Below are 26,212 nucleotides of genomic sequence, written 5' to 3' on the forward strand. Positions count from 1 at the left end.
GTTTCGACCGGGCCCCACACGCGATGACCGACTACTTGTGCTGCTTGCCGCAAGCCTTGTGGTAGTCGATGACGGCCTGGCGCGCCGCCTTCAGATCCTGCGCCTGCTGCGGGTTGGCCTCGCGCCAGGCCTTCAGCTCCGCCCGCCGCTGATCCTTCGGCAGCGCCTTGACCTTGGCGATCTCGGCGGCGACATCGGGATGCGCGGCCAGGTAGGCGGCGACCTTGGGGGCGGAGTCGGCGCGCGCGGCGGCCGCGGCGGCGGGGCCGCAGGTGGGGGTGTCGGCGGAGGCGGTGCCCGGGATCGCGAGGGCGATGGCGGCGGCTCCGGCGGCTCCGGCGAGGGCCACGGCGAGGGTGCGTTTCATGCTCACTCCAGGTTGTGTGGGTGGGTTCGCCGTCGAATCTGCCCGCCGAACCTGAAGCCTCCCTGAAGCCGGCGGGCTTCTTCAGGTGATCTTCAGGCGGGGAGGGTGAGACGAAAGACCGCGCCCTGCGCGCCGCGGGACTCGGGGGCGATACAGGCCAGGTCGCCGCCGTGGGCGCGGGCGAGACCGCGCGCGATGGCCAGGCCGAGACCGGACCCGTCGGGACGGGTGTCGCGGGCGGAGTCGAGGCGGACCAGGCGGTCGAAGACGCGTTCGCGGGCTGCGGCGGGGATGCCGGGCCCGGTGTCGGAGACGGTCAGTTCGACTGTGCTGGAACCGGATTCGGACCGTCGCACGTCGACGGTGGCCGAGCCGTGGTCGCGCATGGCCTGGCAGGCGTTGCTCAGCAGATTGGTGAGGATCTGCGTGATCCGTTCGGGATCGGCGGAGACGGTGACGGCGTCGCCGGTGAGACGGAATTCGGTGTCCGGGTACAGCATTCGCATGCTGTCGAGCTGGGCGGCGGCGAGTGCGCGCAGGTCCACGGGTTCGCGCCGGAGTTGGAGCCCGGCGTCGATGCGCGCCAGGTCGAGCAGGTCATCGACCAGCCTGCCCGCGCGATGCGTTTCACGGACCAGCAGGAGCAGCATGCGCTGTCGATCCTCGGGATCGGTGTCGGTGGGTTGTTGCAGGACCGCTTCGGCGAGCGAGCGGACCCCGGTGATGGGTGTGCGCAACTCGTGGGCGGCGTCCCCGACGAATGCGCGGATCTGCTGTTCGGAGGCGCGAGCCCGGGCCTCGGCGGCCGCGGTGTCGCGCAACGCCCCTTCCAGCGCGTCCAGCATTTCGTCGAATGCCGCGGCCGTGCGCCCCAATTCGGTGTCGGTGCGGGAGGGTTCGAGCCGTCGTCCGAGGTGACCGCGGGCGATATCGCGGGCGAGCCGGGTCATGGCGTCGAGTGGTTCGAGGGCGCGGCGCACCCCGAACCAGAGCGCGAGGGAGATGATCGCGATGGCGGAGGTGGTGGCGACGGTCAGCAGCACGCCCAGCCGCGACTGCACCCGAGCCAGCAGGGGAGTGTCGATCTGCAGGGTGAGCCGGCCGCCGTCGAGCGCGCCGGACCCGGTCAATCGGATGAGGCGGGTCTTGGTGGTGCTGTCCTCGGCGAGCCGGTGATCGAGGCTGCCGAAGGTGCGGCCGTCGGCGAGCACGAGCCGCACCCGCACGGATCGGGTGTCGACGTGGGCGATGAGATCTTCCGGTGTCACCCCGTTCTGCGCGAGCTCGCGGGCCAGCTGCGCCCGGTCGGTGAGCACCGTGTTCTCGCTGCGGTTGACGACCAGCCCGAACAACGCGTGCACGCTCAGCGCGACCAGCACCAGCACGATGCCGGAAACCAGTGCGGCGGTGAGGGTTACCCGCCCACGCAGCGAGACCGTATTCACTTCGGCGCCCGCAGGGTGTAGCCCAGCCCGCGCACCGTGTGCACGACCCGCTCCCCGTGTTCCTCGAGCTTGCGACGCAGCGCGCTGACGTGCACCTCGACCAGGTTCGGGTCGTAATCCTCGTATCCCCACACCGCCGTGAGGATCTGGGTCTTGGTCACCACGCGATCCCGTTGCGCGGCCAGATACGCGAGCAGCTTGAACTCGGTCGCGGTGAGCGTGAGTTCCTGTCCGCCCCGGCGCGCGGTGCCGGTGTCCACGGTCACCTCGAGGTCGCCGATCACGGTGCGGCGCTGGAGTTTCCCCATTCGCCGCAGCAGCGCGTCCACGCGTGCCACGAGTTCGGTGAGGTCGAACGGCTTCACCAGGTAGTCGTCGGATCCGGCGCGCAGCCCCCGGACCCGGTCCTCGACGCCGTCGCGGGCGGTGAGCATGACCACCCCCGCCGCGGAGCGCGCCCGCACCGCTTCGAGTAGCGCGAACCCGTCCCGCCCGGGCAGTCCGACGTCGAGCACCACCACGTCGGGCCGGTAGCGGGTGAGGTCTTGTTCCAGCAGCGCGCCGTCGCCTCGCGCGAGCACGTCGTGCCCGGCGGCGGTGAGCCCGGCTCCGACCGCGGCGCGAATGGCCTCGGCGTCTTCGATGACAAGAATGCGTCCCGGTTGCACCCGGCAATTCTCCGGTCGCTGCCTGTGAATCCGCTGCGAACCGGGACGCTTCCCGTGGATTTAGTGCGGCACCGCCACGGCACTGATGAACGTGGCGAGCTGCTTGTCGCTGACGTTCTTGGCGAGGTCGGATTCGCAGATCATGCCCGCGAGCTTGTTGCCCTTGCGCATGTCGAGGACCGGCATGCGTTTGATCTGGTTCTGCTCCATGACGTCCAGGACGGTGCCGAGGTCGGTGTCGACGTCCACCGACCACACCCGGCCCTGGGCCAGGTCTCCGGCGCGGACCTTGCCCGGATCGTGTCCCATGGCGATGCAGTTGACCACGATGTCGCGGTCGGTGAGCATGCCGATCATCTGGTCGCCGTCACAGATCGGCAGGGCGCCGACGTCCATGTTGCGCATCATCTGGGCGGCGCGGTCGAGCGTCTCATCAGCGGGGATGCATTCCGCATTCCGGTGCATGATGTCGCGAGCCTTCACTGCGAACCTCCTGTCTCGGATGGGTGTGCCACGAGACATCGTGACCCCGATCACACCGGAAGGTCAATGCGCCTGTTTCGGATCCGGGCGGTGAGCTGGGCGAATCGTCCGGTCCCGGGCGCGCTCAGCCACACCACGAAGGCCAGTAGCCCGTCCAGGGCGAGCGCCAGCGCGGCCACCAGGATCGCGCCGACCAACACCTTGTCGTACCGGTAGAGGCTGATGCCGTCGAAGATGTACCGGCCCAGCCCGCCCAGGTTCACGTAGGCGGCGATGGTCGCGGTCGCCACTACCTGCAGGGTGGCCGCGCGCAGGCCGCTGAGCAGCACCGGCAGCGCGTTGGGGAGTTCGACGCGAAGCAGCACCCGCGGCTCGCTCATGCCCATGGCGCGGGAGGCGTCGACCACGATCGGGTCCACGTTCGCGATGCCCGCGTACGCGCCCGCCAGCAGCGGCGGAATGCCGACGGTGAGCAGCGCCAGCAGCGGCGGGGTGAGCCCCAACCCCATGAGCAGCACCACGAAGGTGAGCACGCCCAGGGTCGGCAGGGCGCGCATGGAGTTCGCGAACCCGACGATGAGCGCCGATCCGCGCCGGGTGTGCCCGATCAGCAGTCCGATCGGCACCGCGATCACGGCCGAGAGTCCCACGGCCAGCAGGCTGTACCAGAGGTGTTCGAGCAGCCGCCGCCCGATCCCGGCGGGCCCGGACCAGTTCGCGCCGTCGGTGAGGAAGTGCCAGGCGTCCACGAAAAGGTTCACCGTGCAGCCCCTTTCAGCCACGGCGTCGCCACCTTGCCCAGCAGGTACAGCGCCCGGTCCACGATCAAGGCCAGCACCAGTACGACGATGACGCCCGCCACGATCTCGTCCGGATAGTCACGCTGATATCCCTGCGTGAACAGCTTGCCGAGCCCGCCCACCCCGATCAGCGCGCCGACGGTCACCATCGAGATATTGGTGACGGCGACGACTCGCAGGTTGGCGAGGAAGACGGGCAGCGCGAGCGGGAAGTCGACGGTGAGCACCCGCCGCCAGCGCGGGTAGCCGATGGCGTCGGCAGCGTCGAGGGTGGCGTCGGGCACCGAGTCCAGCGCCGCCGGAACCGCCGTCACCAGCAGCGCGACCGAGTAGATGGTCAGGGCGATAACGACATTCAGTGGATCGATGACCCCGATGCCGAGCAGCGGCGGCAGGATCACGAACAATGCCAGCGACGGAATCGTGTAGGCGATCCCGGCCGCGGTGGTGGTGATCCGCCGCAGCCAGCGCGCCCGGTGCGCGAGCGCACCCGCCGGGATCGCGATCACCAGTCCGAGCGCCAGCGGCAGCAGCGCCAGCCACAGGTGGGTGCGGGCGTATCCGGCGATCTCGCCGAAATTGTCCAGCAGGTACTTCACGTGGTCTCCTCGAAGAAGACCCGATTGCGTTCGGCGTCCTCGGCGGTGCGCTGCCGGTGTAGCTGTTCGAGCACGTCGCGGGCGTAGATGGCACCGCGCACGCCGCCGGAATCGTCCACGGCGACACCGATTTCCGCCGGCGAGGAGATGGTGGCGTCGAGTGCCTGGCGCAGGTCGCCGCCGGGTGGGAACAGGGAGCCGCCCGAGGCCATGCTGTCGGCGAGCGCGTGCCCGGCGCGGACGCCTTCCACGCCGGTGGTGTCGATCCAGCCCATGGGCTTCTTGGCCTCGTCGATGACGAGCCGCCATTCGCCCTCGTCCAACCGGATGCCGGGCACCTGTTCGGGGGAGACGGTGGAGAGGTCGTGCAGGGGTACGGCGTCGGCGGGCCGGAAGGACAGTTCGCGGTAGCCGCGGTCGCGGCCCACGAAGCCGGCCACGAAATCGGTTGCGGGCCGGGCGAGTACGGTCTGCGGGACGTCGTGTTGTTGCAGGCGCCCGCCGGGTCCGAAGACGGCGATGTGGTCGCCGAGTTTGATGGCCTCGTCGATGTCGTGGGTGACGAAGACGATGGTCTTGTGCAGTTCGGCCTGCAACCGCAGCATCTCGTTCTGGAGTTCGGTGCGCACGACGGGGTCGACGGCGCTGAACGGCTCGTCCATGAGCAGGATGGGCGGGTCGGCGGCCAGCGCCCGGGCGACGCCGACGCGCTGCTGCTGGCCGCCGGAGAGTTGCGCCGGATAGCGTTGCGCCAGACCGCGATCCAGTCCGACGCGGTCCATCACCTCCAGCGCCGCCTGCCGGGCCGCGCGCCGGGACTGCCCGCGCAGCACCGGCACGGTGGCCACATTGTCGACGACGGTGCGGTGCGGCAGCAGGCCCGCGCTCTGGATCACGTACCCGATGCCGAGCCGCAGTTCGACGGGGTCGACACGGGAGATGTCCTGTCCACCTACGGTGATGGTGCCGCGGCTGGGGCTGATCATCCGGTTGATCATGCGCATGGAGGTGGTCTTGCCGCAGCCGGACGGTCCCACGAACACGGTGAACGACCCGGATTCGATGCGCAGGCTCAGGTCGTGGACGGCGGTGGTGCCGTCCGGGTAGGTCTTGCTGACGCCGGTGAATTCGATGTCGGACACCGTGTTCCGCCTCTCCTTACGCGATCGGCTTGTCGAGCCCCCGCGCGGCGACCCACTGGCGGGCGGCGGCGGCCGGTTCGGTCTTGCTGCTGCCGGAGACGGCGGTATTGAGCGAGATGAGCTCGGCGGTGGTGAGTTTCGCGGACGTCGCGTCGAGCACCTTGGTCAGCTTGTCGCTCTTCTTGGCGGTGTTATAGAGCGGCACCACGTTCTGCGGCGGGAAGTTGTGCTTGGGGTCGGTCAGCACCACCAGGTTGTTGGCGGCGATGGCGGGGGAGGTGGTGAAGATGTCGGCGGCGGTGACCTGGCCGTCGGTCAGCGCCTTCACGGTGGCGGGGCCGCCGCCGTCGGCGATCGGCACGAAGTTGGCGGCGGCGATGTCGAGTCGGTAGTTCTTCTTCAGGCCGGGTAGCCCGCCCGGCCGTTCGGAGAATTCCGCGGGCGCGGCCAGTTTCACCTCGGCCGAGTGCGCGGCCAGGTCGGCGATGCTGGTGAGATTCCATTTCTCGGCGGTCGCCTTGGTGACGACGACGGCGTCGGAGTCCTCGCCGGGTGCGGGGGTGCCGATGGCGAGCTGATCGCCGAGCGCCTTGGCGAGTGCGGCGTTCACCTCGTCGGGCGTCGTGGCGGTGCTCGATTTGTCCAGGTATTGCAGCAGATTCCCGGTGTAGTCCGGGATCAGGTCGATGGCGCACTGCTTCAACGCGGGCACGTACGCTTCACGGCTGCCGATATTGAGTTTGGCGTCGACGCTGAACCCATTGGCCCGCAACGCTTCCGCGTACACGTCGGCCACGGTCTCGGATTCGGGGAAGTTGGCGGACCCGACGGTCACCTTGTTCGCGTCGCCGCCGCAGCCGCCGCCCCCACCGAGCGGATTGGACTTGTTGTCGCCACAGGCGGACAGTGCCATGGCGGCGGCCAGCGCGACCGACGCGGCCAGGATTCGGAGTACGGTCCGGGAGATGCGCTTGCCATCGGCGCGCGTGGTGATGAGCGATTGCACTGTCGTCCTTCCGAGCGGAATGCCTGCAGCGGGCGGGGTGTCTCCACCCCTGGAACAGACCTAACTGCCCATATTGCCCGTCTCATCCCGCGAACGGTGCCTACCTACGGTCGGTTTCGCGCTTCCGGCGGAAACGGCACGCCCGATGTCCGGCCCGGTTTCACCGCCGCGAGGGTCGGCGCGGCAGACTGTTGCGCGTGTCCGGCACTGACTCCCACCCCTCGCAGGCGCTCGGCCGTCGCGCCGCCCATCGTCGCCCGTCGCGTCGCGCGCGCACGTCCGGGACCGGATCCAACCGATTGGTTTGCGCCGTGCGAACACTGGGCCGGGGCGCGCTCGTCACCGCGATCGCGGTGGCCGCGGTGGCCTGCGGCGGCAAGGACACCGGTCCGGTTGTGACGGTGGGAGCGGGAGATTCGCCCCAGTCCCGGATCATCGCCGAACTCTACGCGGGCGCGCTGGCCCGCACCGGCCTGCACACCCGCGTCGAGGAACGGGTGGGTTCCCGCGGCGATCTGCTCGCCGCCCTCGACTCCGGCGACCTCGCCCTGTTCGGCGACATCACCGGCGACATCCTCACCGCCCTCGACTCGACCGCCACCGTCACCAAGCCGGACGCGGTGAATGCGGCCCTCGCCAAAGCCCTTCCGCAGGGCATCACCACCTCCGACCCCGCCGACGGCACCGACCTGCGCCCCACCGTGGTCGCCTCCGCCGCGCACCCCACGACCCTCCCGTCCTCCCTGAAGGACCTCGGTCCCCGCTGCGACGACCTCATCGTCGGCATCGACACCGGCGCCCCGGTGGACGCCCAGCGCGCCCCCCTCGACCCGGACCGCGACGTCCTCACCCCCCTGCGCGCCACCTACCACTGCGCCATCACCCGCACGGTCACCTTCACCACCCCCGCCGACCTCCGAAAAGCCCTCTCCGAAGGTGAGATCCAGCTGGCCGTCCTCCCCGGCCCCGCCGCCTTCCTCCCCGGCGACGGCGCCGACCTCACCGCCCTGGCCGACCCCGACTACGCCTTCCGCGCCGCCATGGTCGCCCCCATCCTCCGCAAGTCCGCCCTCACCGACCCTCAGCTCCGCAAACTCAACTACGTGGCAGGCGAACTCACCACCACCGAGCTCGCCGACATGGTCCACCAGATCCGCGACCAGAACGCCATCCCCTCCGCCGTGGCCCGAACCTGGCTCGACGCCCACGCCCTCTGATTCGGGTCCGCCATCGCCGCGCTGTGCCACAAACCCTTTCGGTCGCTTACCGTGGAGGGTTCGGGGGCAGCTTCCAACGGCGGTACGGAACTGGATACGACGGTGAACTCACCTGGCGACGATCATCTGGGCAATTGGCCTTGGCCCACAGGCACTTTCATGGAGCGGCTGTGCCCGCGATCCCGGAGGTCGCTGCTCCGGCTCGGGACGCGGACGTACGGCCCGCCGGGCACGGTTCTCATGCGGCAGGGCGATCCCGGCAGCATGGTGTATCTGCTGCGCTCGCGCGACCGCTCGGTGTCGGCGTGCGTGAAGATCACCACGGCCGACGGCCGGCTGCTCGCGATCCGGGTCAGCGGTGACGTGATCGGTGAACTCGGTGCGCTGGTGCCGGATTCGCTGCGCTCCAACACCGCGATCGTGTGCACGCCCACCATCGTGCACCGCATCCCGGGCACGGCGTTCATGACCTTCCTGGAAACCCATCACGACGGTTCCCTGGTGCTGTGCCGTTCCCTGGCCGACCGGCTGGCCTGGTCGGATCAGCGCCGCCTGGATTTCGGCGACCATCAGGTGCGGGTGCGGCTGGCGCGCCTGCTCGTCGAGTTCGTCGAATCGTACGGTCGGCGGGTGGAGTCGGGGTGGGAGCTCACCGTGCGGCTGTCCTACGAGGAGCTGGGCAATCTGGTCGGGGCGCGGGTGGACGCGGTGGGCAAGGCGATGAAGGAACTGGGCGCGGACGGTTCCGTGTGCCTGATGAAGCGGCACGTCATCGTCCGTGATCTCGAAAACCTGCGGCGGGCAGCCGAGTTGACGGATGTTTTCGTGAAAGACGCCCGGGTGACCTGATTTTTCAGGCGTGCTCGCATCCGGCGCGTGCGACTCTCGGGAAGAAGTCTCCCCACCATCCGGTTCGGGGCACGACCCACGGGAGGTGACCGATGCCGGCACCCGCATCACCGTCCGGATGTATCGCGGTCGACGAGCTGTATCGCCGATTGCTGGTGGTCCACAGTCAGCTGGCGGCCGAGCTCATGCTCGCCGCGGTGGCGCTCACTGCCGAAGGGCGGCGGCCAGATCTGCGTTGAGGGCGAGGGCGGGCAGTGAGGTCACGAGCATGTCCACGAGGGCTTCTCGGGGGATGGGTTCCTCGCGGAGCCAGGTGAGCGTGGTTTCCTCGACGAACGCGATCCAGCCGCGGACCGCCAGGGCGAGGCGGGGGCGGTCGGGGTCGTCGGCCGGGATGGGGGCCTCGGTGAGGATACGGTTGACGAGGGCCATGCGGGTGGCGTTGACGAGGGCCACGAGTTCCGGGCTGGCGCTGGCGGGGCCGCGGAGCAACGCCAGGTACGAGGTGCGGTTCTCGGTGACGTAGGCGATGTAGCGCTCGATCGCGTCCTGCAGCATGTCGAACAGCGACAGGGTGGGGTCGGGGGTGGTGCGTTCGAGGAGTTCGGCATTGGCGTGATTGACGATCGCCAGGTGGAAGTCGTGCTTGGTGGGGAAGTAGTGGAAGAGCAGGCCGCGGGAGATGCCGGCCTGGGTGGCGATCTCGCCGATGGAGATGTCCTCGAGGGCGCGTTCGCGCAACATGCGGGCGCCGAGGGTGATCAGCTGCTCGCGGCGTTCGCCGGGGCTGAGGCGCACGCGTTTGGCCCGGCTGTCCGGTCTGCTGCTCACGGCGCGCTCCTTGGTCACTTGTCCGATAGTGCTGACTGGGGTCGACAGTTACTGAACACGAGTCAATAATATTGACCAGCGCTCAATAAGAGTATTGACTCCCACTCAATAAGACCATATTCTCGGGTACATGAGTCGCAAGGTTACAGACAAAGCTGTCGGCAACCGGCCTGCCCGGCACTCCCACGTGATCATCGTCGGCAGCGGGTTCTCGGGCCTGGGCCTGGCCATCCGGCTGAGCAAGCAGGGACGCACCGACTACCTCGTGCTGGAGCGCGGCAGCGATGTCGGCGGAACCTGGCGCGACAACACCTACCCGGGTGCGGCCTGCGACGTCCCCTCGCAGCTGTACTCGTACTCCTTCGCCACCAACCCGGAGTGGTCGCGCTCGTTCTCCAAGCAGCCGGAGATCCAGCGCTACATCCAGGGCGTCGCCGACGAGTACGGCGTGCGCGACAAGCACATCTTCGACTGCGAGATGACCGGCGCCCAGTGGAACGCCGCCGAGGCGCGCTGGGAGATCCAGACCAGCCAGGGCCCGTTCACCGCGGACATCCTGGTCTCCGCCGTCGGCGCGCTGTGCGAGCCCAACCTGCCGGACATCAAGGGCATCAACGACTTCCAGGGCGAGATCTTCCACTCCGCCCGCTGGAACCACGACTCCGATCTGGCCGGCAAGCGCGTCGCCGTCATCGGCACCGGCGCCTCCGCCATTCAGATCGTCCCGAACATCGCGGCCGAGGTCGCGCACCTGGACGTCTACCAGCGCACCGCCCCCTGGCTGCTGCCCCGCGTCGACCGCGAGTACCTGGCCCCGGAGAAGTTCGCGCTCAAGCGCATTCCCGCGCTGCGCAGCCTCTACCGCGCCGGCATCTACGCCGCCCGCGAGACCCAGGTGGTCGGCCTGGCCAAGTTCCCGCCCGCCATGCTCGCCCTCGAGACCGTGGCCCGCGCCAAGCTGTTCGCCGAGGTCCGCGATCCGGAACTGCGCAAGAAGGTCACCCCGAACTTCCGCATCGGCTGCAAGCGCATGCTGATCTCCAACGAGTACTACCCGGCCCTGAGCCGCGACAACGTGGACGTCGTCACCGACGGCATCAAGGAGATCCGCCCGAACGCCATCGTCACCAAGGACGGCGTCGAGCGCGAAGTGGACGCGATCATCGTGGCCACCGGCTTCCATGTCACCGACTCGCCGGTCTACGACACGGTTTCCGGCCGTGACGGCCGTACCCTGTCCGAGGTGTTCGACGCCATCGGCCAGCAGGGCTACAAGGGTTCGGCGATCAACAACTACCCCAACATGTTCTTCATGCTCGGCCCGAACGTCGGCCTGGGGCACACCTCGATGGTGTTCATGCTGGAGTCGCAGATCAACTACATCTCCGACGCCATCGCCCAGTTCGACAATCTGCGCCTGCGCACTGTCGAGGTCCGCAAGGACGTGCAGGACGAGTACAACGCGGGTCTGCAGCGCAAGCTGGAGGGCGCGGTGTGGAGCACCGGCGGCTGCGCCTCCTGGTACCTGGACAAGCACGGCAACAACACCACGCTGTGGCCGGACTTCACCTTCCGGTTCCGTAGTCTGCTCGAGCACTTCGACGTCGCGGCCTACGAGACCACCGGCCGGCCTGTCGCACAGGCCGTTTAATCACACCCCCCACTCCTGACGAACCGAAAGCGGTAACCGTGAGCAACGACGCTTACTTCAAGGACAAGGTCTGCGTGATCACCGGTGCGGGTTCCGGCATCGGCCGCGCGCTGGCGGAGAACCTGGCCAAGCGGGGCGCGCACCTGGCGCTGTCCGACATCGACACCGAGGGCCTCGCCGAAACCGTGCGGCGCTGCGAGAAGTTCGGCGTCAAGATCAAGTCCGATCGCCTGAACGTGGCCGAGCGCGAGGCCGTGCTGCTCTACGCCGACGAGGTGAAGAAACACTTCGGCAAGGTCAACCAGATCTACAACAACGCCGGTATCGCCCACCACGGCAATGTCACCGACACCGCGTTCAAGGACATCGAACGCATCATGGATGTCGACTTCTGGGGTGTCGTCAACGGCACCAAGGCGTTCCTGCCGTACCTCATCGAATCCGGTGACGGCCACGTGGTGAACGTGTCCAGCCTCTTCGGCCTGATCGCGGTCCCCGGCCAGAGCGCCTACAACTCGGCCAAGTTCGCGGTCCGCGGCTTCACCGAGGCGCTGCGCCAGGAAATGCTGATGAGCGGCACCCCGGTCAAGGTCACCTGTGTGCACCCCGGCGGCATCAAGACCGCCGTCGCCCGCAACGCCACCGTCTCCGAGGGCCTGGACCAGAAGAACCTGGCCAGCCTCTTCGACAGCAAGCTCGCCCTGCACACCCCGGAGATGGCCGCGCAGACCATCACCGAGGCGGTCCGCAAGGGCTACGGCCGCGTGCTGATCGGCTGGGAGGCCAAGGCTCTCGACCTGTTCGTGCGCACCACGGCTTCGTACTACCAGCGGATCTCCGCGGTCGTGCAGAAGCGGTTCCTGCCGTAATACAGCGATTCTGAAGGACATTCGGACATGCCCGATGTGACACTGCCGTTGCCCGTCGTCCGAGCCGTGCTGAACCCGGTCTTCCGGGTCATGCTCCATCACCGGCTCCCGTTCGGTGTCCAGCGGGCACTGATGGATTGGGGTTCGGCGGCGCAGCGCGCGCCGCGCGGCACCCACCTCGAGCACGTCCGCCTCGGCGGCCGCCCGACCGAGCGGGTCTCGGTCGGGCCGGTCTCCGACAGCGCCACCGTGCTGTATCTGCACGGCGGCGGCTACACCGTCGGCTCGCCGCTCACGCACCGCTCGCTGGCGGCCTACCTGTCCCGCGAAACCGGGTGCGCCGTGCAGGTTCCCGACTACCGGCTGGCCCCCGAGCACCCGTTCCCGGCGGCGCTCGAGGACGCCGAGGCCGCGTTCCTGGAACTGGTGGCGGCCGGTTTCCGGCCGGAACGCATCGCGGTGGCCGGTGATTCGGCCGGTGGCGGGCTGTCGCTGGCTTTGGCCGAGCGGCTGCGCGACCGGCACGGCCTGACCCCGGCCGCCCTGGGCCTGATCGCGCCGTGGACCGACCCGAACGAGGTCCCCACCCGCAACCGCGATCTGGTCATCAACAAGCCGTGGTCGCGGGTCTGCGCGGCGGCCTACCTGGGTGGCGGCGACGGCCAGGACGCCGGGTACGCGCCGCTGCTGGGCGACCTGCGCGGACTGCCGCCCACCTATGTCCAGGCCGACAAGGCCGAGCTGCTGCACGACCAGTGCACGCGGCTGGTGGCGCAGCTGCGCGCGGCGGGTGTGCCGACCGAGTTCACCGAGACCGAAGGTCTCTGGCATGTCGCCCAGTTGCAGGCGGCTCTGGTGGCGCCGGCCGCCGCGGTCACCGTCGAACTCGGGCAATTCCTGCGCCAGGCGCTTCGACCGGCGCAAACTCGGTCAATAGGATAGAGACGAGTCACAGCGCGAGACCGTCCGGGAACAGGTTCGGGCGGTCCGCGGAGAGTTACCTGTGAGCGTGGCGTAAATTACCCGCCAGTAAACCTCTGTGGAAGGGCAGCGATGCGAGAGTTCGAAGTCCCGGCTACCTACACCATTCCGGAAAACGCCAACATGTCGGACGGCGCGTTCCGGCATGCTGAGAAGACCCCTGAGCTGGTGGTCTTCAACACCCCGAATGGCAAGGGCGGCTGGAACGACGTCACGGCGGCGACGTTCGCGAAGACCGTGACCGACGTGGCCAAGGGACTGGTGGCCTCCGGTATCGAGCTCGGCGACCGCGTCGCCGTCATGGCTCAGACCAGCTACGAGTGGGTCGTGCTGGACTTCGCCATCTGGGCGGCCGGCGGCTGCACCGTCGCGATCTACGACTCCTCCTCCGCCGAGCAGGCGCGCTGGATCCTCGAGGACTCCGCCACCAAGCTCACCATCGTCCAGAACGACAAGCACCGCGCCACCATCGCCGAGATCGAGGCCGGGCTCGACAGCCTGCGCGAGGTGCTGCAGATCGACAAGGGCGCGATCGCCGAGCTCACCGCGCGCGGCAAGGATCTCGACGACGCCGTGGTGCACGAGCGTCGCGCCCAGGTGAAGGCCGCCTCCCCGGCCACCCTGATCTACACCTCCGGCACCACCGGCCGGCCCAAGGGCGTCATGCTCTCGCATGCCAACCTCTACGCCGAGTCGGCCGCCGACCGCTCCTCCATGAGCGAGTTCCTGCAGCCCGGCCGCAAGTCGCTGCTGTTCCTGCCGCTGGCCCACGTCTTCGCCCGCGCGGTCGCGCTGGCCGCCTTCGACGCCGGCGTCACCGTGGCCCACACCGCCGACTGGTCCACCCTGGTCGAGCAGTTCGGCCAGTACAAGCCGAACTTCATCCTCTCGGTGCCCCGCGTGTTCGAGAAGGTGTTCAACGGCGCCAAGCAGAAGGCGCACGACGGCGGCAAGGGCAAGATCTTCGATTACGCCACCGAGATCGCCATCCAGTACAGCCAGTCGCTCGAGACCGGCGGCCCCGGCATCGTGCTCAAGCTGCAGCACGCGGTGCTCGACAAGCTGGTGTTCAGCAAGCTGCGCGAGGCCATGGGCGGCCAGTGCTCCTCCGCCGTCTCCGGCGGCGGCCCGCTGGGCGCGCGCCTGGGCCACTACTTCCGCGGCGCCGGCGTCACCATCTACGAGGGCTACGGCCTGACCGAGTCCACCGCGGCCGTCAGCGTCAACACCCCCAAGTACATCAAGGTCGGCTCGGTCGGCCGCCCGCTGCCCGGCCACGGCGCCAAGGTCGCCGACGATGGCGAACTGCTGATCCGCGGCCCGGTCGTGTTCGGCGGCTACTGGAACAACCCGGAGGCCAGCGCCGACGCGTTCGACGCCGACGGCTGGTTCAAGACCGGCGACCTGGGCGCCATCGACGAGCAGGGCTTCATCGCGATCACCGGTCGCAAGAAGGAAATCCTGGTCACTGCGGGCGGCAAGAACGTCTCCCCGGCCATGCTCGAGGACTCGCTGCGGCAGAACGCGCTGATCAGCCAGGTCATGGTGGTCGGCGACGGGCAGCCCTTCATCGGCGCGCTGGTCACCCTCGACCCTGAGGCGCTGCCGGCGTGGAAGACCCGCAACGGGATTCCCGCCGACACCCCGATCGAGCACCTCATCGAGAACCCGGCCCTGGTCGGCGAGATCAATGACGCGGTCGCGGCCACCAACAAGCTGGTCTCGCACGCGGAGGCGATCAAGAAGGTCCGCATTCTGTCGGTCGACTGGACCCAGGAGGGTGGCGAGCTGACCCCGAAGCTGTCGCTCAAGCGGGCCGTCGTCATGAAGCAGTACGCGGCCGACGTGGACGCGATCTACAACTCCTGATCGGAGTCGACTCCTGATCCGAGTCGAAAGCAGGCGCTGCCGGTGGAATTTCCACCGGCAGCGCCTTTTCCGTTCAGGCGGGCAACCGGTCCAGGAAGTCCGCGATCAGCCGGGCGATCTCGGCTGCATGCGTTTCCAGTGCGAAGTGGCCGGTGTCGAACAGGTGCAGTTCGGCGTCGGGAACATCCGCGAGATACGCGTGCGCGCCCGGGGCGGGAAAGAACATGTCGTTCGCACCCCAGGTGATGAGGGTCGGGGGAGTGTATTTGCGCAGCCACGCTTGCCATTCGGGGTAGCGGGCCACATTCGACTTGTAGTCGTAGGCCAGGGCCAGCTGCGCTTCCTTGCGGCCGGGGAGGTCCAGGTAGTGCTGGTCCAGGGTCCAGGCGTCGGGGTTCAGCAGGCTCGGATCGGGAACCCCGCCCTCGTACTGGCCGCGGGTGCCCTCGAGGGTGAGCAGGCCGAGGATGACGTCCTCGTCGCCCTCGTGATCGGGCCGCAACGCGACGAAACCCTGTGCGGCCTCGGACAGTCCGGCCTCGTAGGCATTGCCGTTCTGGACCACGAGCCCGGCGATCCACTCCGGATGGCGGGCTGCCACGCGCAGGCCGATCGGCGCGCCGAAGTCGAAGATGTACATGGCGAACCGGGTCAGGCCGAGCCCCCGCACGAATCCCTCGGTGATATCGGCCAACCGGTCGAAGGTGTAGTCGAAATCCGCCGGCGCCACGGTGTTTCCGAAACCCGGGTAGTCCGGCGCGATCAGCCGGTAGCGGTCGCCGAGCGCGTCCATGAGCCGCCGGAACTGGTGCGAGGCGGCGGGAAAGCCGTGCAGTAGCAGCAGGACCGGGGCATCGGCGCGGGTGGGGACCGATTCGCGGTAGAACACGTCGACGCCGTCCACCTCGAGGTGACGGTGCTGGACCCGGGGCAGTTCGCTCATAGCTAGGTCAACCGGGGGACGCACCGAATATTTCTCGCATTCACCGAAATTTCCCGGCCGCGACCGATGATTTCCGGGCGGCCCCCGCGTCCTACCTGTCGGGTGCCGCCGCACCCGCCACACCGACCGAGGAGGAACCCATGCCCGCACTGAACCCGTACCTGGTCTTCAACGGCAATGCCGAGGAGGCGATCACCTTCTACCAGTCCGTCTTCGGCGGCGAGGCCACCATCGTCCGCTTCGGTGACATGGGCGGCGACACCCCGGGCGACCTGCCCCCGGAGATCGCCAACCGGGTCGCCAACGCGCAGCTGCCGCTGAGCGCCACCAATATCCTCATGGTGTCCGACACCCCGCCCGGCAACGACATCGACAACTCCAACCCCGGCTTCGCCGTCCAGGTCGAGGTGGAGTCCGCGGCCGAGGCCGAGCGCCTGTTCAACGAGTTCGCCCCCGGCGGCACCGTCACCATGCCGCTCGGCAAGGTCGAGTGGGCCGACGCGTTCGCCATGGTCACCGACAAGTTCTCGGTGCCGTGGATGATCAACTACACCGGTTCCGCCACCATGTGACGACGTCACCGGATCGTCATTTCTCGCGCGGGTTCGCGCGGCGGTTCCCGCAGTAGGGTCGGTTTCGTGGCCGATCGCGAAGTACGAATCGCCGGCGGCATCGTCGCGGGCCTGGTCACGCTCGGTGTGGCCGAAGTGGTGTCGGTGCTGGTCAGTCCGGACGGCACCCCCTTGCAGGCCGTCGGGGCGTGGGTCGTCGATCAGACGCCGGACGGGTTCCGGGAATGGGTGATCGGGCTGGTCGGCACCAACGACAAACTGCTGTTGTTCGTGTCGATGGGCGTGGCGGCCGTCGTGCTGGCGGCCGTCGCCGGACTCGCCGAGCGCGTCCGGCGGCCCTGGGGATCGATACTGTTCGGGGTCTTCGGACTGCTCGCGATGTCGGCCGCGGTGGGACGACCCGCTGCCGCCTGGACCTGGGCGATACCCGCGCTGCTCGGCACCGTGGCCGGAATTCTCGTGCTGCGCAGCCTGATTCGCCGACTCGAGGAGTCCGCGGAACGCGCCGGCGCGACACCGGCCCCCGCGGAGTCCGCCGCGGAACAGACCACGCAACGGCGGCAGGTGATGCGCTGGCTCGCCATCACCGGAGCCGCCGCGGTCGCCGGTGGCCTGGCCGGACGGATCATCGGGCTGCGGTCGCGGGACGTCTCCGCCGAGCGGGCCGACGTCGAATTGCCCACGCCGACCAGCGTCGAGCCGCCCGTCGATCCGGGCGGGGACCTGAAACTGCCGGGCCTCACGCCCTACCTCACCTCGAACTCCAGCTTCTACCGCATCGACACGGCGCTGACCGTGCCGCAGGTCAGCAAGGACGACTGGTCCCTGCGCATCCACGGCATGGTCGATCGCGAGATCCGGCTCGGTTACGCCGATCTCGCCGCCCGCACCCCCATCGAACGGCTGGTCACCCTGGCCTGCGTCTCCAACCCGGTCGGCGGCGAACTGGTCGGCAATGCCCGCTGGCTCGGCTACCGGCTCGACGAACTGATCGCCCAGGCCGGGCCGCACCCCGACGCCGACATGGTGCTCTCCCGCAGCGTCGACGGCTTCACCGCGGGCAGCCCCCTCGCCGTGCTCACCGACGGCCGCGACGCCATGCTGGCGGTCGGCATGAACGGTGAACCGCTGCCCACCGCGCACGGCTATCCCGCGCGGCTGGTGGTGCCGGGCCTGTACGGGTACGTGTCGGCCACCAAGTGGGTGACCGAACTCGAGATCACCAGATTCGATCGCGCGGAAGCGTTCTGGACCAAACGCGGCTGGTCGGCATACGGCCCCATCAAGACCGAATGCCGCATCGACACCCCGCGCGGCCGGACCCTCGCGCCCGGCAAGGTCACCATCGCGGGGGTGGCGTGGGCGCAGCATCGCGGCATCCGCGGCGTGGAAGTCCGTATCGACCAAGGGGACTGGCAGCCCGCGCGCCTGGCGACCGCCCCGTCCATCGACACCTGGGTGCAGTGGGCCTTCGACTGGGACGCGCCCGCGGGCAGCGGCGTGCACACCGTCTGGGCGCGCGCCACCGACGGCACTGGGGAGACCCAGACCGAGCGGCGACAGGACGTCGTGCCCGACGGCGCGACCGGATATCCGTCGTTGACCGTGCGAATCGGCTGAAAAAGACTGTTCCGCCCCAAGAATCGGCGCCGCGTCACGCACGCCGCCGATCCAGTGCGCGAAACACCTCGTGCCCGACCATCGTCCGCGCGGCTCGCCGGTCCGGCGCGGGCGAACGTTCCGAACAACCGTTTCGGCGGCCGCGCGGATTAAGATCATCGCGGCAGTCGTGGCTCGGTCCGGCCGCTCGGGGGCATCCGCTCGCCCGGGGGCACAACTCGTTCGGGGAATGAGGGGAGCGCGCATGTTCGGCGTACTCGAATGGGCGCGGGCGGAAAACCTGCAGCCCGAACCGATCACGCTCGACATCTGGAAGCAGCTGCCCCCCGACTTCTGCCGGCTCGTCGAGGTGGTCAACGGTGACGTGGTGCGCGCCGAAACGCCCGCCCTGCCCCACCGCAACGCCACCCGCCGGCTGGCCGCCATGCTGGAGTCCGGGGCCGAGCACCATATGAGCCGATACAACGACGGCTCGCTCTACGTCGGCGTCGACCAGGACGTGCTGCTGTGGGAATCGCCGCGCCTCACCATCCGCCGCCCCGATATCATCCTGTTCTCCTGTGCGCCCGCCGATGTCGGCCCGCTGCGGGCCGAGCGGGTGAAGATCGCCGTCGAGGTGGTGTCCCCGGCGACCGAACGCGTCGACACCGCGGACAAGATGGCCGAGTACGCACTGGCCGGAATCCCCTGGTACTGGCTGGTCTACATGGATCGCGATCGAGTGCGCGCCATCCAGACCCACGTCCTGGTACTGGGCCACTACCGGCCGCTGCGGCGGCTGACCGCCCACATCGGCGAGACCCTGACGGATATGCCGATCGACATCCGCATCGACTGGACCCGCCTCATCGGCCTGCTGCTCTGACCGCGACCCGCAGGGGACGGAAGCAGCGCTGCCCGCCGGGAAGCCCTGGCGGGCAGCACCTTTGGATTCGAGCCCATCGACCAGCGGCCGATCAGGCCCTGCGATAGGTCAGTGCGCTCCGATGTTCGCCTTCGCCATATCGTCCTGCTTCCCGTCGCCCTGCTTGCCGAAGCCGATGAACATGGCCGAGGCGACCACGCCGATCAGCAGGATCGCCGCGGGCAGGTACATGGACTGGCTCAGCGCGGTGCTGAGCTTCTCCAGGATCGGATCCCGCACCTGTGCGGGCAGATCGCTCAGGCTCTTACCGCCCGAGCCCTCGCCGATCGGTCCGCTCTGCAGGCCCTGCGCCGAGATCCGCGCCGACAGCAGCGCGCTGATCGCCGCCGAACCGAGCACCGAACCCACCTGGCGGGTGGTGTTGTAGACGCCCGCGCCCGCACCGGCCTGCTGCACCGGCAGGTTGTGGGTGGCGGTGGAGGCCAGCGGCGCCCAGATGCAGGCGTTGGCGATACCGGCGAAACCGCCGACGATCATGAACAGCGGCAGCGAGCCGTCCGGCTTCATCAGCACGGCGAAACCGAACAGGGTGGCCGCGAACATCGCGAAACCGAGGGTCGGGATGACCCGCGGCGCGACCTTGTCCGAGATCTTGCCGATGATCGGCGCGAACACACCGGTCAGAACGGCCATCGGCGCGAAGATCAGCGCCGAGCGGGTCGGCGACAGCTCGTGCACCTGCTGCAGGTAGAAGTAGGCGGGCACGAACACACTGGTCACCGCCGCGCCCATGGCTGCGATCCCCACATTGGACAGCGCGAAGTTGCGGTCCTTGAACAGGCTCAGCGGCACCAGCGGCTCACCGGTATTGCGAGCTTGGTTGACCACGAACAGCGCCAGCACCACCACACCGGCGGCGATCATGGCCCAGATCTGGGCGTCCCAGTCGTGGGTGTTGCCCTCCTGGATACCGAACACCAGCAGGAACATGCCGACGCCCGACAGCGCCACACCGACCAGGTCGAACTTGTGCTCGTGCGTGGGCAGCGAGGGGACCAGCCAGAACGCCAGCGCGAAGGCGATGATGCCGATCGGCACGTTCACGTAGAAGATCCACTGCCAGCCCTGCCAGTCCACCAGCACGCCGCCCAGGATCGGGCCGACCAGGGTGGCCAGACCGGCCACACCGCCCCACAGGCCCATGGCCGCGCCGCGCTTGTCCGGCGGGAAGGTGCGGGTGATGACGGCCATGGTCTGCGGCGTCATCAGCGCCGCGCCCAGGCCCTGCACGGCGCGGGCCGCGATCAGCATGTCGATGCTGGTCGACTCGGCGCACCAGAGCGAGGCGAGGGTGAATACGACCAGGCCGCCGAGGTAGATGTTCTTGGGGCCGAAGCGATCCCCGAGCCGGCCGGTGACCAGCAGCGGCACCGCGTAGGCCAGCAGGTAGGCGGAGGTGACCCAGATGACCTGGGAGACATCGGCGTTCAGGTCCTTCATGATCGCCGGATTGGCCACCGCGACGATGGTCATGTCCAGCAGGATCATGAAGAACCCGACGACCAGCGCGTACAGCGCGAGCCACGGGTTGCGTTGAGTGGACATGGATTCGGGTTCCTATCCCTGGGAGTGGGTTCTGGTGTCGACGCGCTCGCCGGACTCGGAGTCGAAGGTTTCCCATTCGAGTTCGCCGCTGCGGAGCTCGTCCATGAGTCCGCGGAGCCAGGTGACTTCGGCGGTGCTGTGCGCGCGTATGTAGTCGACCCGCATCCAGTAACGGCGCGGGACATCGGAGGCGGCGGCCAGGTCGCGGAGCGTGGTCAGCTCGGCCACCCGCGCCTCGATCGAGGCGACGCGTTCGCGGAGGGCATCGATGACCTCGTCCACGGGCAGATTGTGCGCTTCGGCCAATCCGGTCACGAACGCCGGGTACTCGTGGACCGGTTCCCGCAGCAGGTCCCGGACTCGTTCACGCAGCGCCGCGTGCCCGGCCGTGCGAATGCGATAGGTGGTCCGTTCCGGCCGGTTACCGGCCCGATCGGTGCTCTCCGCCGCGATCAGTTCCTGATCGGTCAGCCGCGCCACCGTGTGATACAGCGACCCCGGCTTGATCTTGGTGAACTGGTCCTCATGGCGGCTCAATAACAGCTGATACATCTCGTACGGGTGCATCGGACGTTCCTCCAGCAGTGCGAGAACCAGCAGCGCCATCGGCGTGAGCGCTGGAGCCGACTGCTTCTTGATCACCACGACCTCCGTTTCGAGTGACGCCATCACCGCCACCACCATCCTCCGGACCAAATATTCCACGTGGAATATACGACGCCGAACACCCCGCCCGCAACCCCTCCCGGGCGACCGGCTCCCCGGCATTTGTGACCCCTGTCACTTATCTGTGAAATCGCTTGTCGCAGGCCATTTCTCGGCGCGCGGCAACTGAAACCGACCGGTAACATCAACCTTTCGTCAGGGAAGTAGCAGAAAGAGGTACCCGCATGTCGGACCAGGAATCGACCACTCAGGACACCGCCGCCGCGGACGGCCTCGCCGCGATGATGGCGGCCTGGGACATCAAGGGCACGGCCGATTCCACTGCGGAGCAGGCGGATTCGGCGGGCGAGTAACTCGTCCCGGCACCGGACACCGAACAGCCCGCCGAGTCGTTCTCGGCGGGCTGTTCCGTTCCCGTCGTCTGCGCCATGATGGACGCATGGGGTGGACGATTACCGAGGAGCTGTCGGCGTACGAGCGGGCGGCGGGCGAATTCCTGCGGTCGGATCCGATCCGGAACACCGTGCTGCTCACGGTGCTGGATCGATTGCGACGGCAGGGGCCGACGATCTACGGGGACGCCCCACCCCACTTCGGATGGTGGACCACGACCGGAGGCGAGGTCGCAGCCGCGTTCTTCCGGACACCACCCTTCGGAATCGTGGTGTCCCCGTTGCCGTCCGAGGCGATCGTTCCACTCGTGCGCGACTACTCGGCGATCGATCCGGCGCTGCCCGCGGTGTCCGGCCCCTCCGACTCGGCCCGTCCCGTCGCGGAAGCCTGGGCGCGGTCGCACGGCAGGTCGGTCACCCTGAGCCGCGCCGATCGCCTCTACCGGCTGGGCGATCTGATCCCGCCCGATCCGATGCCGGACGGCATTGGACGCCTCGCGACCGACCGTGACCGGGAACTGGCGATCGAATGGCTGCTCGAATTCACCCGGGATATCGGCGACCCGCCCCCGGCGCACCTGGACCGCATGGTCGACGAACGCCTCACGCGGGGCGGCCTGTCACTGTGGGAAGTGGACGGCACCCCGGTGTCGATGGCCGGAACCGGCCCGGTCGTAACCGGAACCGTCCGCATCGCCCCGGTCTTCACCCCGAAACCCCTGCGCGGCAAGGGCTTCGCGGCCGCCGCCACCACCTTCGCCTGCCGCCACGCTCTCGCCTCCGGCGCGCGAGATGTCATGCTCTTCGCTGATCTGGCGAACCGCACCAGCACGGCCCTCTATCAGCGACTCGGCTTCCGGCCACTCGGCGACTACGACATCTACCGCCTCGACTGAGAAACGGCGCGGGGCCGGATCTCGGTGAGAGATCCGGCCCCGCACTGGGATTCGGTGACTAGACGGTCGGGGAGAACGCCTCGTCGATGATTTCCTGCTGCTCCACGGCGTGCACCTTGGACGAACCCGAGGACGGGGCCGACATGGCGCGGCGGGAGATGCGACGCAGCTTGCCGAAGCGGGCCGGGAGGATCTCCGGGAGGTTGAGGCCGAAGAAGGGCCAGGCGCCCTGGTTGGCCGGTTCCTCCTGGACCCACGCCAGATCGGAGGCGTTGGGGTACTGCTCCAGGGCCTCGTTGAGGCGGAACTTCGGAATCGGGTACAGCTGCTCGACGCGGACGATGGCCACGTCGTCGCGGTTGTGCTTGTTCTTCTCGGCCACCAGCTCGTAGTAGATCTTGCCGGAGGTGAGCAGCACGCGCTTGACCTTGGCGCGGTCGCCGTTGCCCGACTCGTAGGTGGGCTCCTCGAGTACGGTGCGGAACTTGTTGTCGGTGAAGTCCTCGACCTCGGAGACCACAGCCTTGTTGCGCAGCATGGACTTCGGGGTGAACACCACCAGCGGGCGGCGGATGCCGTCCAGGGCGTGGCGGCGCAGCAGGTGGAAGTAGTTCGACGGGGTGGAGGGGACCGCCACCGTCATCGAACCCTCGGCGCACAGCTGCAGGAAGCGCTCGATACGACCCGAGGTGTGGTCCGGGCCCTGGCCCTCGTGACCGTGCGGCAGCAGCAGCACGACCTCGGAGAGCTGACCCCACTTGGCCTCACCGGAGGAGATGAACTCGTCGATGATGGACTGCGCGCCGTTGACGAAGTCACCGAACTGCGCCTCCCACAGGACGAGCGCGTCCGGGTTGCCCAGTGAGTAGCCGTACTCGAAGCCGACCGCCGCGTACTCCGACAGCGCCGAGTCGTGCACCGCGAACCAGCCCGGGTTGGCCGAGCCGATGTTGTGCAGCGGGGTGTACTCGTCGCCGTTCTTGCGGTCGATGATGACCGAGTGGCGCTGCGAGAAGGTACCGCGACGCGAGTCCTGACCGGTCAGGCGGACGGCCTTGCCTTCGTCGATGAGCGTGCCGAAGGCCAGCAACTCGGCCATGGCCCAGTCGACCTTGCCCTCGTAGGCCATCTCGCGGCGCTTCTCCAGCACCGGCTTGACGCGCGGGTGCACGGTGAAGCCCTCGGGCACGTTCAGGAACGCGTCGCCGATGCGCTGCAGCACCGTCTTGTCCACGGAGGTCACGAGATTCGGCGGCAGCTGCTGCTCTTCCTCGATCGACTCCGACTTTTCCGGCGGGAACTTCTCCAGTTCGCGCACCTCGTTGAAGATCCGCTCCAGCTGACCCTGGTAGTCCCGCAGGGCGTCTTCGGCTTCCTTCATGGAGATGTCGCCACGGCCGATCAGCGACTCGGTGTACGCCTTGCGGACCGAACGCTTGGTGTCGATCACGTCGTACATGCCCGGCTGGGTCATCGACGGGTCGTCGCCCTCGTTGTGACCGCGACGGCGGTAGCAGATCAGGTCGATCACGACGTCGCGCTGGAACTTCTGCCGGTAGTCGACGGCCAGCTTGGCCACCCACACACAGGCTTCCGGGTCGTCGCCGTTCACGTGGAAGATCGGGGCGCCGATGAACTTCGCGATGTCGGTGGAGTATTCGGTGGAACGCGAGTACTCCGGCGCGGTGGTGAAGCCGATCTGGTTGTTCACCACGATGTGCACGGTGCCACCGGTGCGGTAGCCGCGCAGACCCGACAGGTTCAGGGTCTCGGCAACGACACCCTGGCCGGCGAAGGCCGCGTCACCGTGCAGCATCAGCGGCACGACCGAGAACGACCGCGCCTCTTCGCCCTTGGTGACGATGTCTTCCTTGGTGAGCAGGTCCTGCTTGGCGCGGACCAGACCCTCCAGCACCGGGTCGACGGCCTCGAGGTGCGAGGGGTTCGCGGTCAGCGACACCTCGATCTCGTTGTCGCCGAACATCTGCAGGTAGGTGCCGCGCGCACCCAGGTGGTACTTCACGTCGCCGGAGCCGTGGGTGGCGGCCGGGTTCATGTTGCCCTCGAACTCGGTGAAGATCTTCGAGTAGGGCTTGCCCACGATGTTGGCCAGCACGTTCAGGCGGCCACGGTGCGGCATACCGATGACGACCTCGTCGAGGGCGTACTCGGCGCACTGGTCGATGACGGCGTCCATCATCGGGATGACCGACTCGGCGCCTTCCAGCGAGAAGCGCTTCTGGCCGACGTATTTGGTCTGCAGGAAGGTCTCGAACGCCTCGGCCGCGTTGAGCCGGGACATGATGTACTTCTGCTCCGCGACGGTCGGCTTCGCGTGCTTCTGCTCGACCCGCTCCTGAATCCACTTGAGCTGCTCGGGATCCAGAATGTGGGTGTACTCCACACCTACGTGGCGGGCGTAGGCGTCGCGCAGGATGGACAGCACGTCGCGCAGCTTCATGCGCTCCTGGCCGTGGAAGCCCGCGACATTGAACTCGCGGTCCAGGTCCCACAGGGTCAGGCCGTGCTGGGTGACATCCAGGTCGGGGTGCGAGCGGAACTTGTCCTTCACCAGCCGCAGCGGGTCGGTGTCGGCCATCAGGTGGCCGCGGCTGCGGTAGGCGTTGATCATCTCCTGGACGCGGGTCGACTTGTCGATACCGCGTTCCTGAATATCCTTGCGCCAGCGGACCGGCTCGTAGGGGACACCCATGCCGTGGAAGATCTCGTCGTAGAACTCGTCGGAGATCAGCAGGTTGTGGACGGTCCGCAGGAAGTCGCCGGACTCCGCGCCCTGGATGATGCGGTGGTCGTAGGTCGAGGTCAGGGTCATCAGCTTGCCGATGCCCATTTCCGCGAGCTGCTGATCACTCATGCCCTGGAACTCGGCCGGGTACTCCATGGCGCCCGCGCCGATGATCGCGCCCTGGCCCAGCATCAGACGCGGCACCGAGTGGTTGGTGCCGATGGTGCCCGGGTTGGTGAGCGAGATGGTGACGCCGGAGAAGTCGTCGTTGGTGAGCTTGCCGTCACGGGCGCGCCGCACGACGTCCTCGTACGCGCTGTGGAACTGCGCGAAGGTCATGCCCTCGGTGTTCTTGATGGCCGCGACCGCGAGCGCGCGGTTGCCGTCCTTGCCCGGAAGATCGATGGCCAGACCGAGATTGGTGTGCGCGGGGGTGACCGCGTTCGGCTTCCCGTCGACCTCGGCGAAGTGCCGGTTCATGTTCGGGAAGGCCTTGATGGCCTGCACAATGGCGTAGCCCAGCAGGTGGGTGAAGGAGATCTTGCCACCGCGGGTGCGGGCCAGGTGGTTGTTGATGACCAGCCGGTTGTCGATCATCAGCTTCGCCGGGATGGCACGCACCGAGGTAGCGGTGGGGATGGCCAGCGACGCCGACATGTTCTTCACGGTCGCGGCGGCCGCGCCGCGCAGCACCTTGGTCTCGTCCTCGGCGGACGGCTTGGGGCCGCCGGAGGTCGGGGCCGCGTTCGAGCTCGGGGCCGGGGTGGTCTGCGGGGCGCGCACCTGCGCGGGGGCCGGAGCCGGGGCGGGCGCGGCGGGTGCGGCGACGGGGGGAGCGGCGGGCGCGACGGCGGCGGGGGCCGGAGCGACGGCGGCGGCCGCCTGGCTGTTGTTACCAATCTCGGCAGTGTTCTCCGGCGTGTAGTCCGCCAGGAACTCGTGCCAGCTCTCATCGACGGACGAGGGGTCTTGCTTGTACTTCTGGTACATCTCGTCGACAAGCCACTGGTTCTGTCCGAACTGGTCTGTTGAGCTGCTCACAGCAGGTGTTCGCCTCATTTCGTTCTTCGCGCTGCGACGTTTGTGACGTGCCCGGCACGGGTAATCGGCGGATGCGCGCCGATGCGCCC

General features: G+C 68.3%; 24 protein-coding genes. 11 read left to right on the forward strand and 13 right to left on the reverse strand.

The window, feature by feature from the left end:
- Positions 1–31: 31 nt before the first annotated feature.
- The 8 genes from ABZ412_RS23080 to ABZ412_RS23115 all read right to left on the reverse strand — a co-directional run bounded on the left by ABZ412_RS23080 (position 32) and on the right by ABZ412_RS23115 (position 6,417).
- Positions 32–367 (reverse strand): hemophore-related protein, encoded by a 336-nt coding sequence (locus tag ABZ412_RS23080; RefSeq protein WP_357087298.1) that lies wholly within the window; start codon positions 365–367, stop codon positions 32–34.
- Positions 368–459: 92 nt separating this feature from the next.
- Entirely contained in the window at positions 460–1,812 is a 1,353-nt protein-coding gene (locus tag ABZ412_RS23085) for a HAMP domain-containing sensor histidine kinase (RefSeq protein ID WP_357283352.1), read from the reverse strand.
- On the reverse strand, positions 1,809–2,480 hold the full coding sequence (locus ABZ412_RS23090; protein ID WP_357283354.1) for a response regulator transcription factor: 672 nt from the start codon (positions 2,478–2,480) through the stop codon (positions 1,809–1,811). Before ABZ412_RS23090 ends, ABZ412_RS23085 begins: the two co-directional genes overlap by 4 nt.
- Before the next feature lie 60 nt (positions 2,481–2,540).
- Positions 2,541–2,963 carry a CBS domain-containing protein gene (locus tag ABZ412_RS23095; protein ID WP_357283357.1) on the reverse strand — a complete coding sequence of 141 codons (423 nt, stop codon included), beginning with the start codon at positions 2,961–2,963 and terminating at the stop codon, positions 2,541–2,543.
- Between the two features lie 50 nt (positions 2,964–3,013).
- A complete protein-coding gene (locus ABZ412_RS23100) occupies positions 3,014–3,724 on the reverse strand; it encodes an ABC transporter permease (RefSeq protein WP_357283705.1) in 711 nt (236 codons plus the stop codon).
- Positions 3,721–4,362, reverse strand: a complete 642-nt coding sequence (locus ABZ412_RS23105; protein ID WP_357283360.1) for an ABC transporter permease — start codon at positions 4,360–4,362, stop codon at positions 3,721–3,723. Before ABZ412_RS23105 ends, ABZ412_RS23100 begins: the two co-directional genes overlap by 4 nt.
- Entirely contained in the window at positions 4,359–5,504 is a 1,146-nt protein-coding gene (locus ABZ412_RS23110; protein WP_357283363.1) for an ATP-binding cassette domain-containing protein, read from the reverse strand. Before ABZ412_RS23110 ends, ABZ412_RS23105 begins: the two co-directional genes overlap by 4 nt.
- A 16-nt stretch (positions 5,505–5,520) precedes the next feature.
- Positions 5,521–6,417: an ABC transporter substrate-binding protein gene (locus ABZ412_RS23115; protein WP_357283707.1), complete on the reverse strand. Its 897-nt coding sequence runs from the start codon at positions 6,415–6,417 to the stop codon at positions 5,521–5,523.
- Between the two features lie 404 nt (positions 6,418–6,821).
- On the opposite strand from ABZ412_RS23115, the gene ABZ412_RS23120 reads away from it, so the two are divergent.
- Complete coding sequence (locus tag ABZ412_RS23120) at positions 6,822–7,727, forward strand: glycine betaine ABC transporter substrate-binding protein (RefSeq protein ID WP_357283366.1); 906 nt, start codon at positions 6,822–6,824, stop codon at positions 7,725–7,727.
- A gap of 159 nt (positions 7,728–7,886) precedes the next feature.
- Entirely contained in the window at positions 7,887–8,576 is a 690-nt protein-coding gene (locus tag ABZ412_RS23125) for a Crp/Fnr family transcriptional regulator (protein WP_357283710.1), read from the forward strand.
- 204 nt (positions 8,577–8,780) lie between these two features.
- Here ABZ412_RS23125 and ABZ412_RS23130 read toward each other — a convergent pair whose 3' ends face one another.
- Positions 8,781–9,407 (reverse strand): TetR/AcrR family transcriptional regulator, encoded by a 627-nt coding sequence (locus ABZ412_RS23130; RefSeq protein ID WP_357283368.1) that lies wholly within the window; start codon positions 9,405–9,407, stop codon positions 8,781–8,783.
- A 130-nt stretch (positions 9,408–9,537) separates the two neighbouring features.
- Here ABZ412_RS23130 and ABZ412_RS23135 point away from each other — a divergent pair, with 130 nt between their 5' ends.
- From ABZ412_RS23135 to ABZ412_RS23150, 4 genes are all read left to right on the forward strand, one after another.
- Positions 9,538–11,058, forward strand: a complete 1,521-nt coding sequence (locus ABZ412_RS23135) for an NAD(P)/FAD-dependent oxidoreductase (protein ID WP_357283371.1) — start codon at positions 9,538–9,540, stop codon at positions 11,056–11,058.
- 38 nt (positions 11,059–11,096) lie between these two features.
- The gene (locus ABZ412_RS23140) at positions 11,097–11,927 is read left to right on the forward strand and encodes an SDR family NAD(P)-dependent oxidoreductase (protein WP_357283374.1); all 831 of its coding nucleotides are present in this window, start codon (positions 11,097–11,099) and stop codon (positions 11,925–11,927) included.
- A gap of 27 nt (positions 11,928–11,954) precedes the next feature.
- Positions 11,955–12,869 carry an alpha/beta hydrolase gene (locus ABZ412_RS23145; protein ID WP_357283376.1) on the forward strand — a complete coding sequence of 305 codons (915 nt, stop codon included), beginning with the start codon at positions 11,955–11,957 and terminating at the stop codon, positions 12,867–12,869.
- Between the two features lie 111 nt (positions 12,870–12,980).
- On the forward strand, positions 12,981–14,777 hold the full coding sequence (locus tag ABZ412_RS23150; RefSeq protein WP_357283379.1) for a long-chain fatty acid--CoA ligase: 1,797 nt from the start codon (positions 12,981–12,983) through the stop codon (positions 14,775–14,777).
- A gap of 73 nt (positions 14,778–14,850) precedes the next feature.
- Here ABZ412_RS23150 and ABZ412_RS23155 read toward each other — a convergent pair whose 3' ends face one another.
- A complete protein-coding gene (locus ABZ412_RS23155; protein WP_357283381.1) occupies positions 14,851–15,720 on the reverse strand; it encodes an alpha/beta hydrolase in 870 nt (289 codons plus the stop codon).
- Between the two features lie 140 nt (positions 15,721–15,860).
- Here ABZ412_RS23155 and ABZ412_RS23160 point away from each other — a divergent pair, with 140 nt between their 5' ends.
- From ABZ412_RS23160 to ABZ412_RS23170, 3 genes are all read left to right on the forward strand, one after another.
- The gene (locus ABZ412_RS23160; RefSeq protein ID WP_357087266.1) at positions 15,861–16,292 is read left to right on the forward strand and encodes a VOC family protein; all 432 of its coding nucleotides are present in this window, start codon (positions 15,861–15,863) and stop codon (positions 16,290–16,292) included.
- A 66-nt stretch (positions 16,293–16,358) separates the two neighbouring features.
- Positions 16,359–17,912, forward strand: a complete 1,554-nt coding sequence (locus tag ABZ412_RS23165) for a molybdopterin-dependent oxidoreductase (RefSeq protein ID WP_357283383.1) — start codon at positions 16,359–16,361, stop codon at positions 17,910–17,912.
- A gap of 244 nt (positions 17,913–18,156) precedes the next feature.
- Positions 18,157–18,777 (forward strand): Uma2 family endonuclease, encoded by a 621-nt coding sequence (locus tag ABZ412_RS23170; protein WP_357283386.1) that lies wholly within the window; start codon positions 18,157–18,159, stop codon positions 18,775–18,777.
- A gap of 108 nt (positions 18,778–18,885) precedes the next feature.
- Here ABZ412_RS23170 and ABZ412_RS23175 read toward each other — a convergent pair whose 3' ends face one another.
- Both ABZ412_RS23175 and ABZ412_RS23180 read right to left on the reverse strand, forming a co-directional pair.
- Complete coding sequence (locus ABZ412_RS23175) at positions 18,886–20,382, reverse strand: DHA2 family efflux MFS transporter permease subunit (RefSeq protein ID WP_357283388.1); 1,497 nt, start codon at positions 20,380–20,382, stop codon at positions 18,886–18,888.
- Between the two features lie 12 nt (positions 20,383–20,394).
- Positions 20,395–21,051 carry a PadR family transcriptional regulator gene (locus tag ABZ412_RS23180; RefSeq protein ID WP_357283391.1) on the reverse strand — a complete coding sequence of 219 codons (657 nt, stop codon included), beginning with the start codon at positions 21,049–21,051 and terminating at the stop codon, positions 20,395–20,397.
- Positions 21,052–21,272: 221 nt separating this feature from the next.
- Between ABZ412_RS23180 and ABZ412_RS23185 the strand changes: the two genes are divergently transcribed.
- Complete coding sequence (locus ABZ412_RS23185) at positions 21,273–21,401, forward strand: hypothetical protein (RefSeq protein ID WP_357283393.1); 129 nt, start codon at positions 21,273–21,275, stop codon at positions 21,399–21,401.
- Positions 21,402–21,487: 86 nt separating this feature from the next.
- Entirely contained in the window at positions 21,488–22,336 is an 849-nt protein-coding gene (locus tag ABZ412_RS23190; protein WP_357283396.1) for a GNAT family N-acetyltransferase, read from the forward strand.
- 58 nt (positions 22,337–22,394) lie between these two features.
- Here ABZ412_RS23190 and ABZ412_RS23195 read toward each other — a convergent pair whose 3' ends face one another.
- On the reverse strand, positions 22,395–26,141 hold the full coding sequence (locus ABZ412_RS23195) for a multifunctional oxoglutarate decarboxylase/oxoglutarate dehydrogenase thiamine pyrophosphate-binding subunit/dihydrolipoyllysine-residue succinyltransferase subunit (RefSeq protein ID WP_357283398.1): 3,747 nt from the start codon (positions 26,139–26,141) through the stop codon (positions 22,395–22,397).
- Positions 26,142–26,212 lie beyond the last annotated feature (71 nt).

It is taken from the genome of Nocardia sp. NPDC005746 (assembly GCF_040630785.1).
Taxonomy (GTDB): Bacteria; Actinomycetota; Actinomycetes; order Mycobacteriales; family Mycobacteriaceae; genus Nocardia.

Excerpts from the sequence above, each read along its gene's own strand:
- ABZ412_RS23155 (WP_357283381.1), bottom strand. The coding sequence starts at position 15,720 with ATGAGCGAACTGCCCCGGGTCCAGCACCGTCACCTCGAGGTGGACGGC.
- ABZ412_RS23080 (WP_357087298.1), bottom strand. The coding sequence starts at position 367 with ATGAAACGCACCCTCGCCGTGGCCCTCGCCGGAGCCGCCGGAGCCGCC.
- ABZ412_RS23145 (WP_357283376.1), top strand. The coding sequence starts at position 11,955 with ATGCCCGATGTGACACTGCCGTTGCCCGTCGTCCGAGCCGTGCTGAAC.
- ABZ412_RS23170 (WP_357283386.1), top strand. The coding sequence starts at position 18,157 with ATGTTCGGCGTACTCGAATGGGCGCGGGCGGAAAACCTGCAGCCCGAA.
- ABZ412_RS23190 (WP_357283396.1), top strand. The coding sequence starts at position 21,488 with ATGGGGTGGACGATTACCGAGGAGCTGTCGGCGTACGAGCGGGCGGCG.
- ABZ412_RS23150 (WP_357283379.1), top strand. The coding sequence starts at position 12,981 with ATGCGAGAGTTCGAAGTCCCGGCTACCTACACCATTCCGGAAAACGCC.
- ABZ412_RS23175 (WP_357283388.1), bottom strand. The coding sequence starts at position 20,382 with ATGTCCACTCAACGCAACCCGTGGCTCGCGCTGTACGCGCTGGTCGTC.
- ABZ412_RS23180 (WP_357283391.1), bottom strand. The coding sequence starts at position 21,051 with ATGGCGTCACTCGAAACGGAGGTCGTGGTGATCAAGAAGCAGTCGGCT.
- ABZ412_RS23125 (WP_357283710.1), top strand. The coding sequence starts at position 7,887 with ATGGAGCGGCTGTGCCCGCGATCCCGGAGGTCGCTGCTCCGGCTCGGG.
- ABZ412_RS23115 (WP_357283707.1), bottom strand. The coding sequence starts at position 6,417 with ATGGCACTGTCCGCCTGTGGCGACAACAAGTCCAATCCGCTCGGTGGG.
- ABZ412_RS23160 (WP_357087266.1), top strand. The coding sequence starts at position 15,861 with ATGCCCGCACTGAACCCGTACCTGGTCTTCAACGGCAATGCCGAGGAG.
- ABZ412_RS23195 (WP_357283398.1), bottom strand. The coding sequence starts at position 26,141 with ATGAGGCGAACACCTGCTGTGAGCAGCTCAACAGACCAGTTCGGACAG.
- ABZ412_RS23185 (WP_357283393.1), top strand. The coding sequence starts at position 21,273 with ATGTCGGACCAGGAATCGACCACTCAGGACACCGCCGCCGCGGACGGC.
- ABZ412_RS23135 (WP_357283371.1), top strand. The coding sequence starts at position 9,538 with ATGAGTCGCAAGGTTACAGACAAAGCTGTCGGCAACCGGCCTGCCCGG.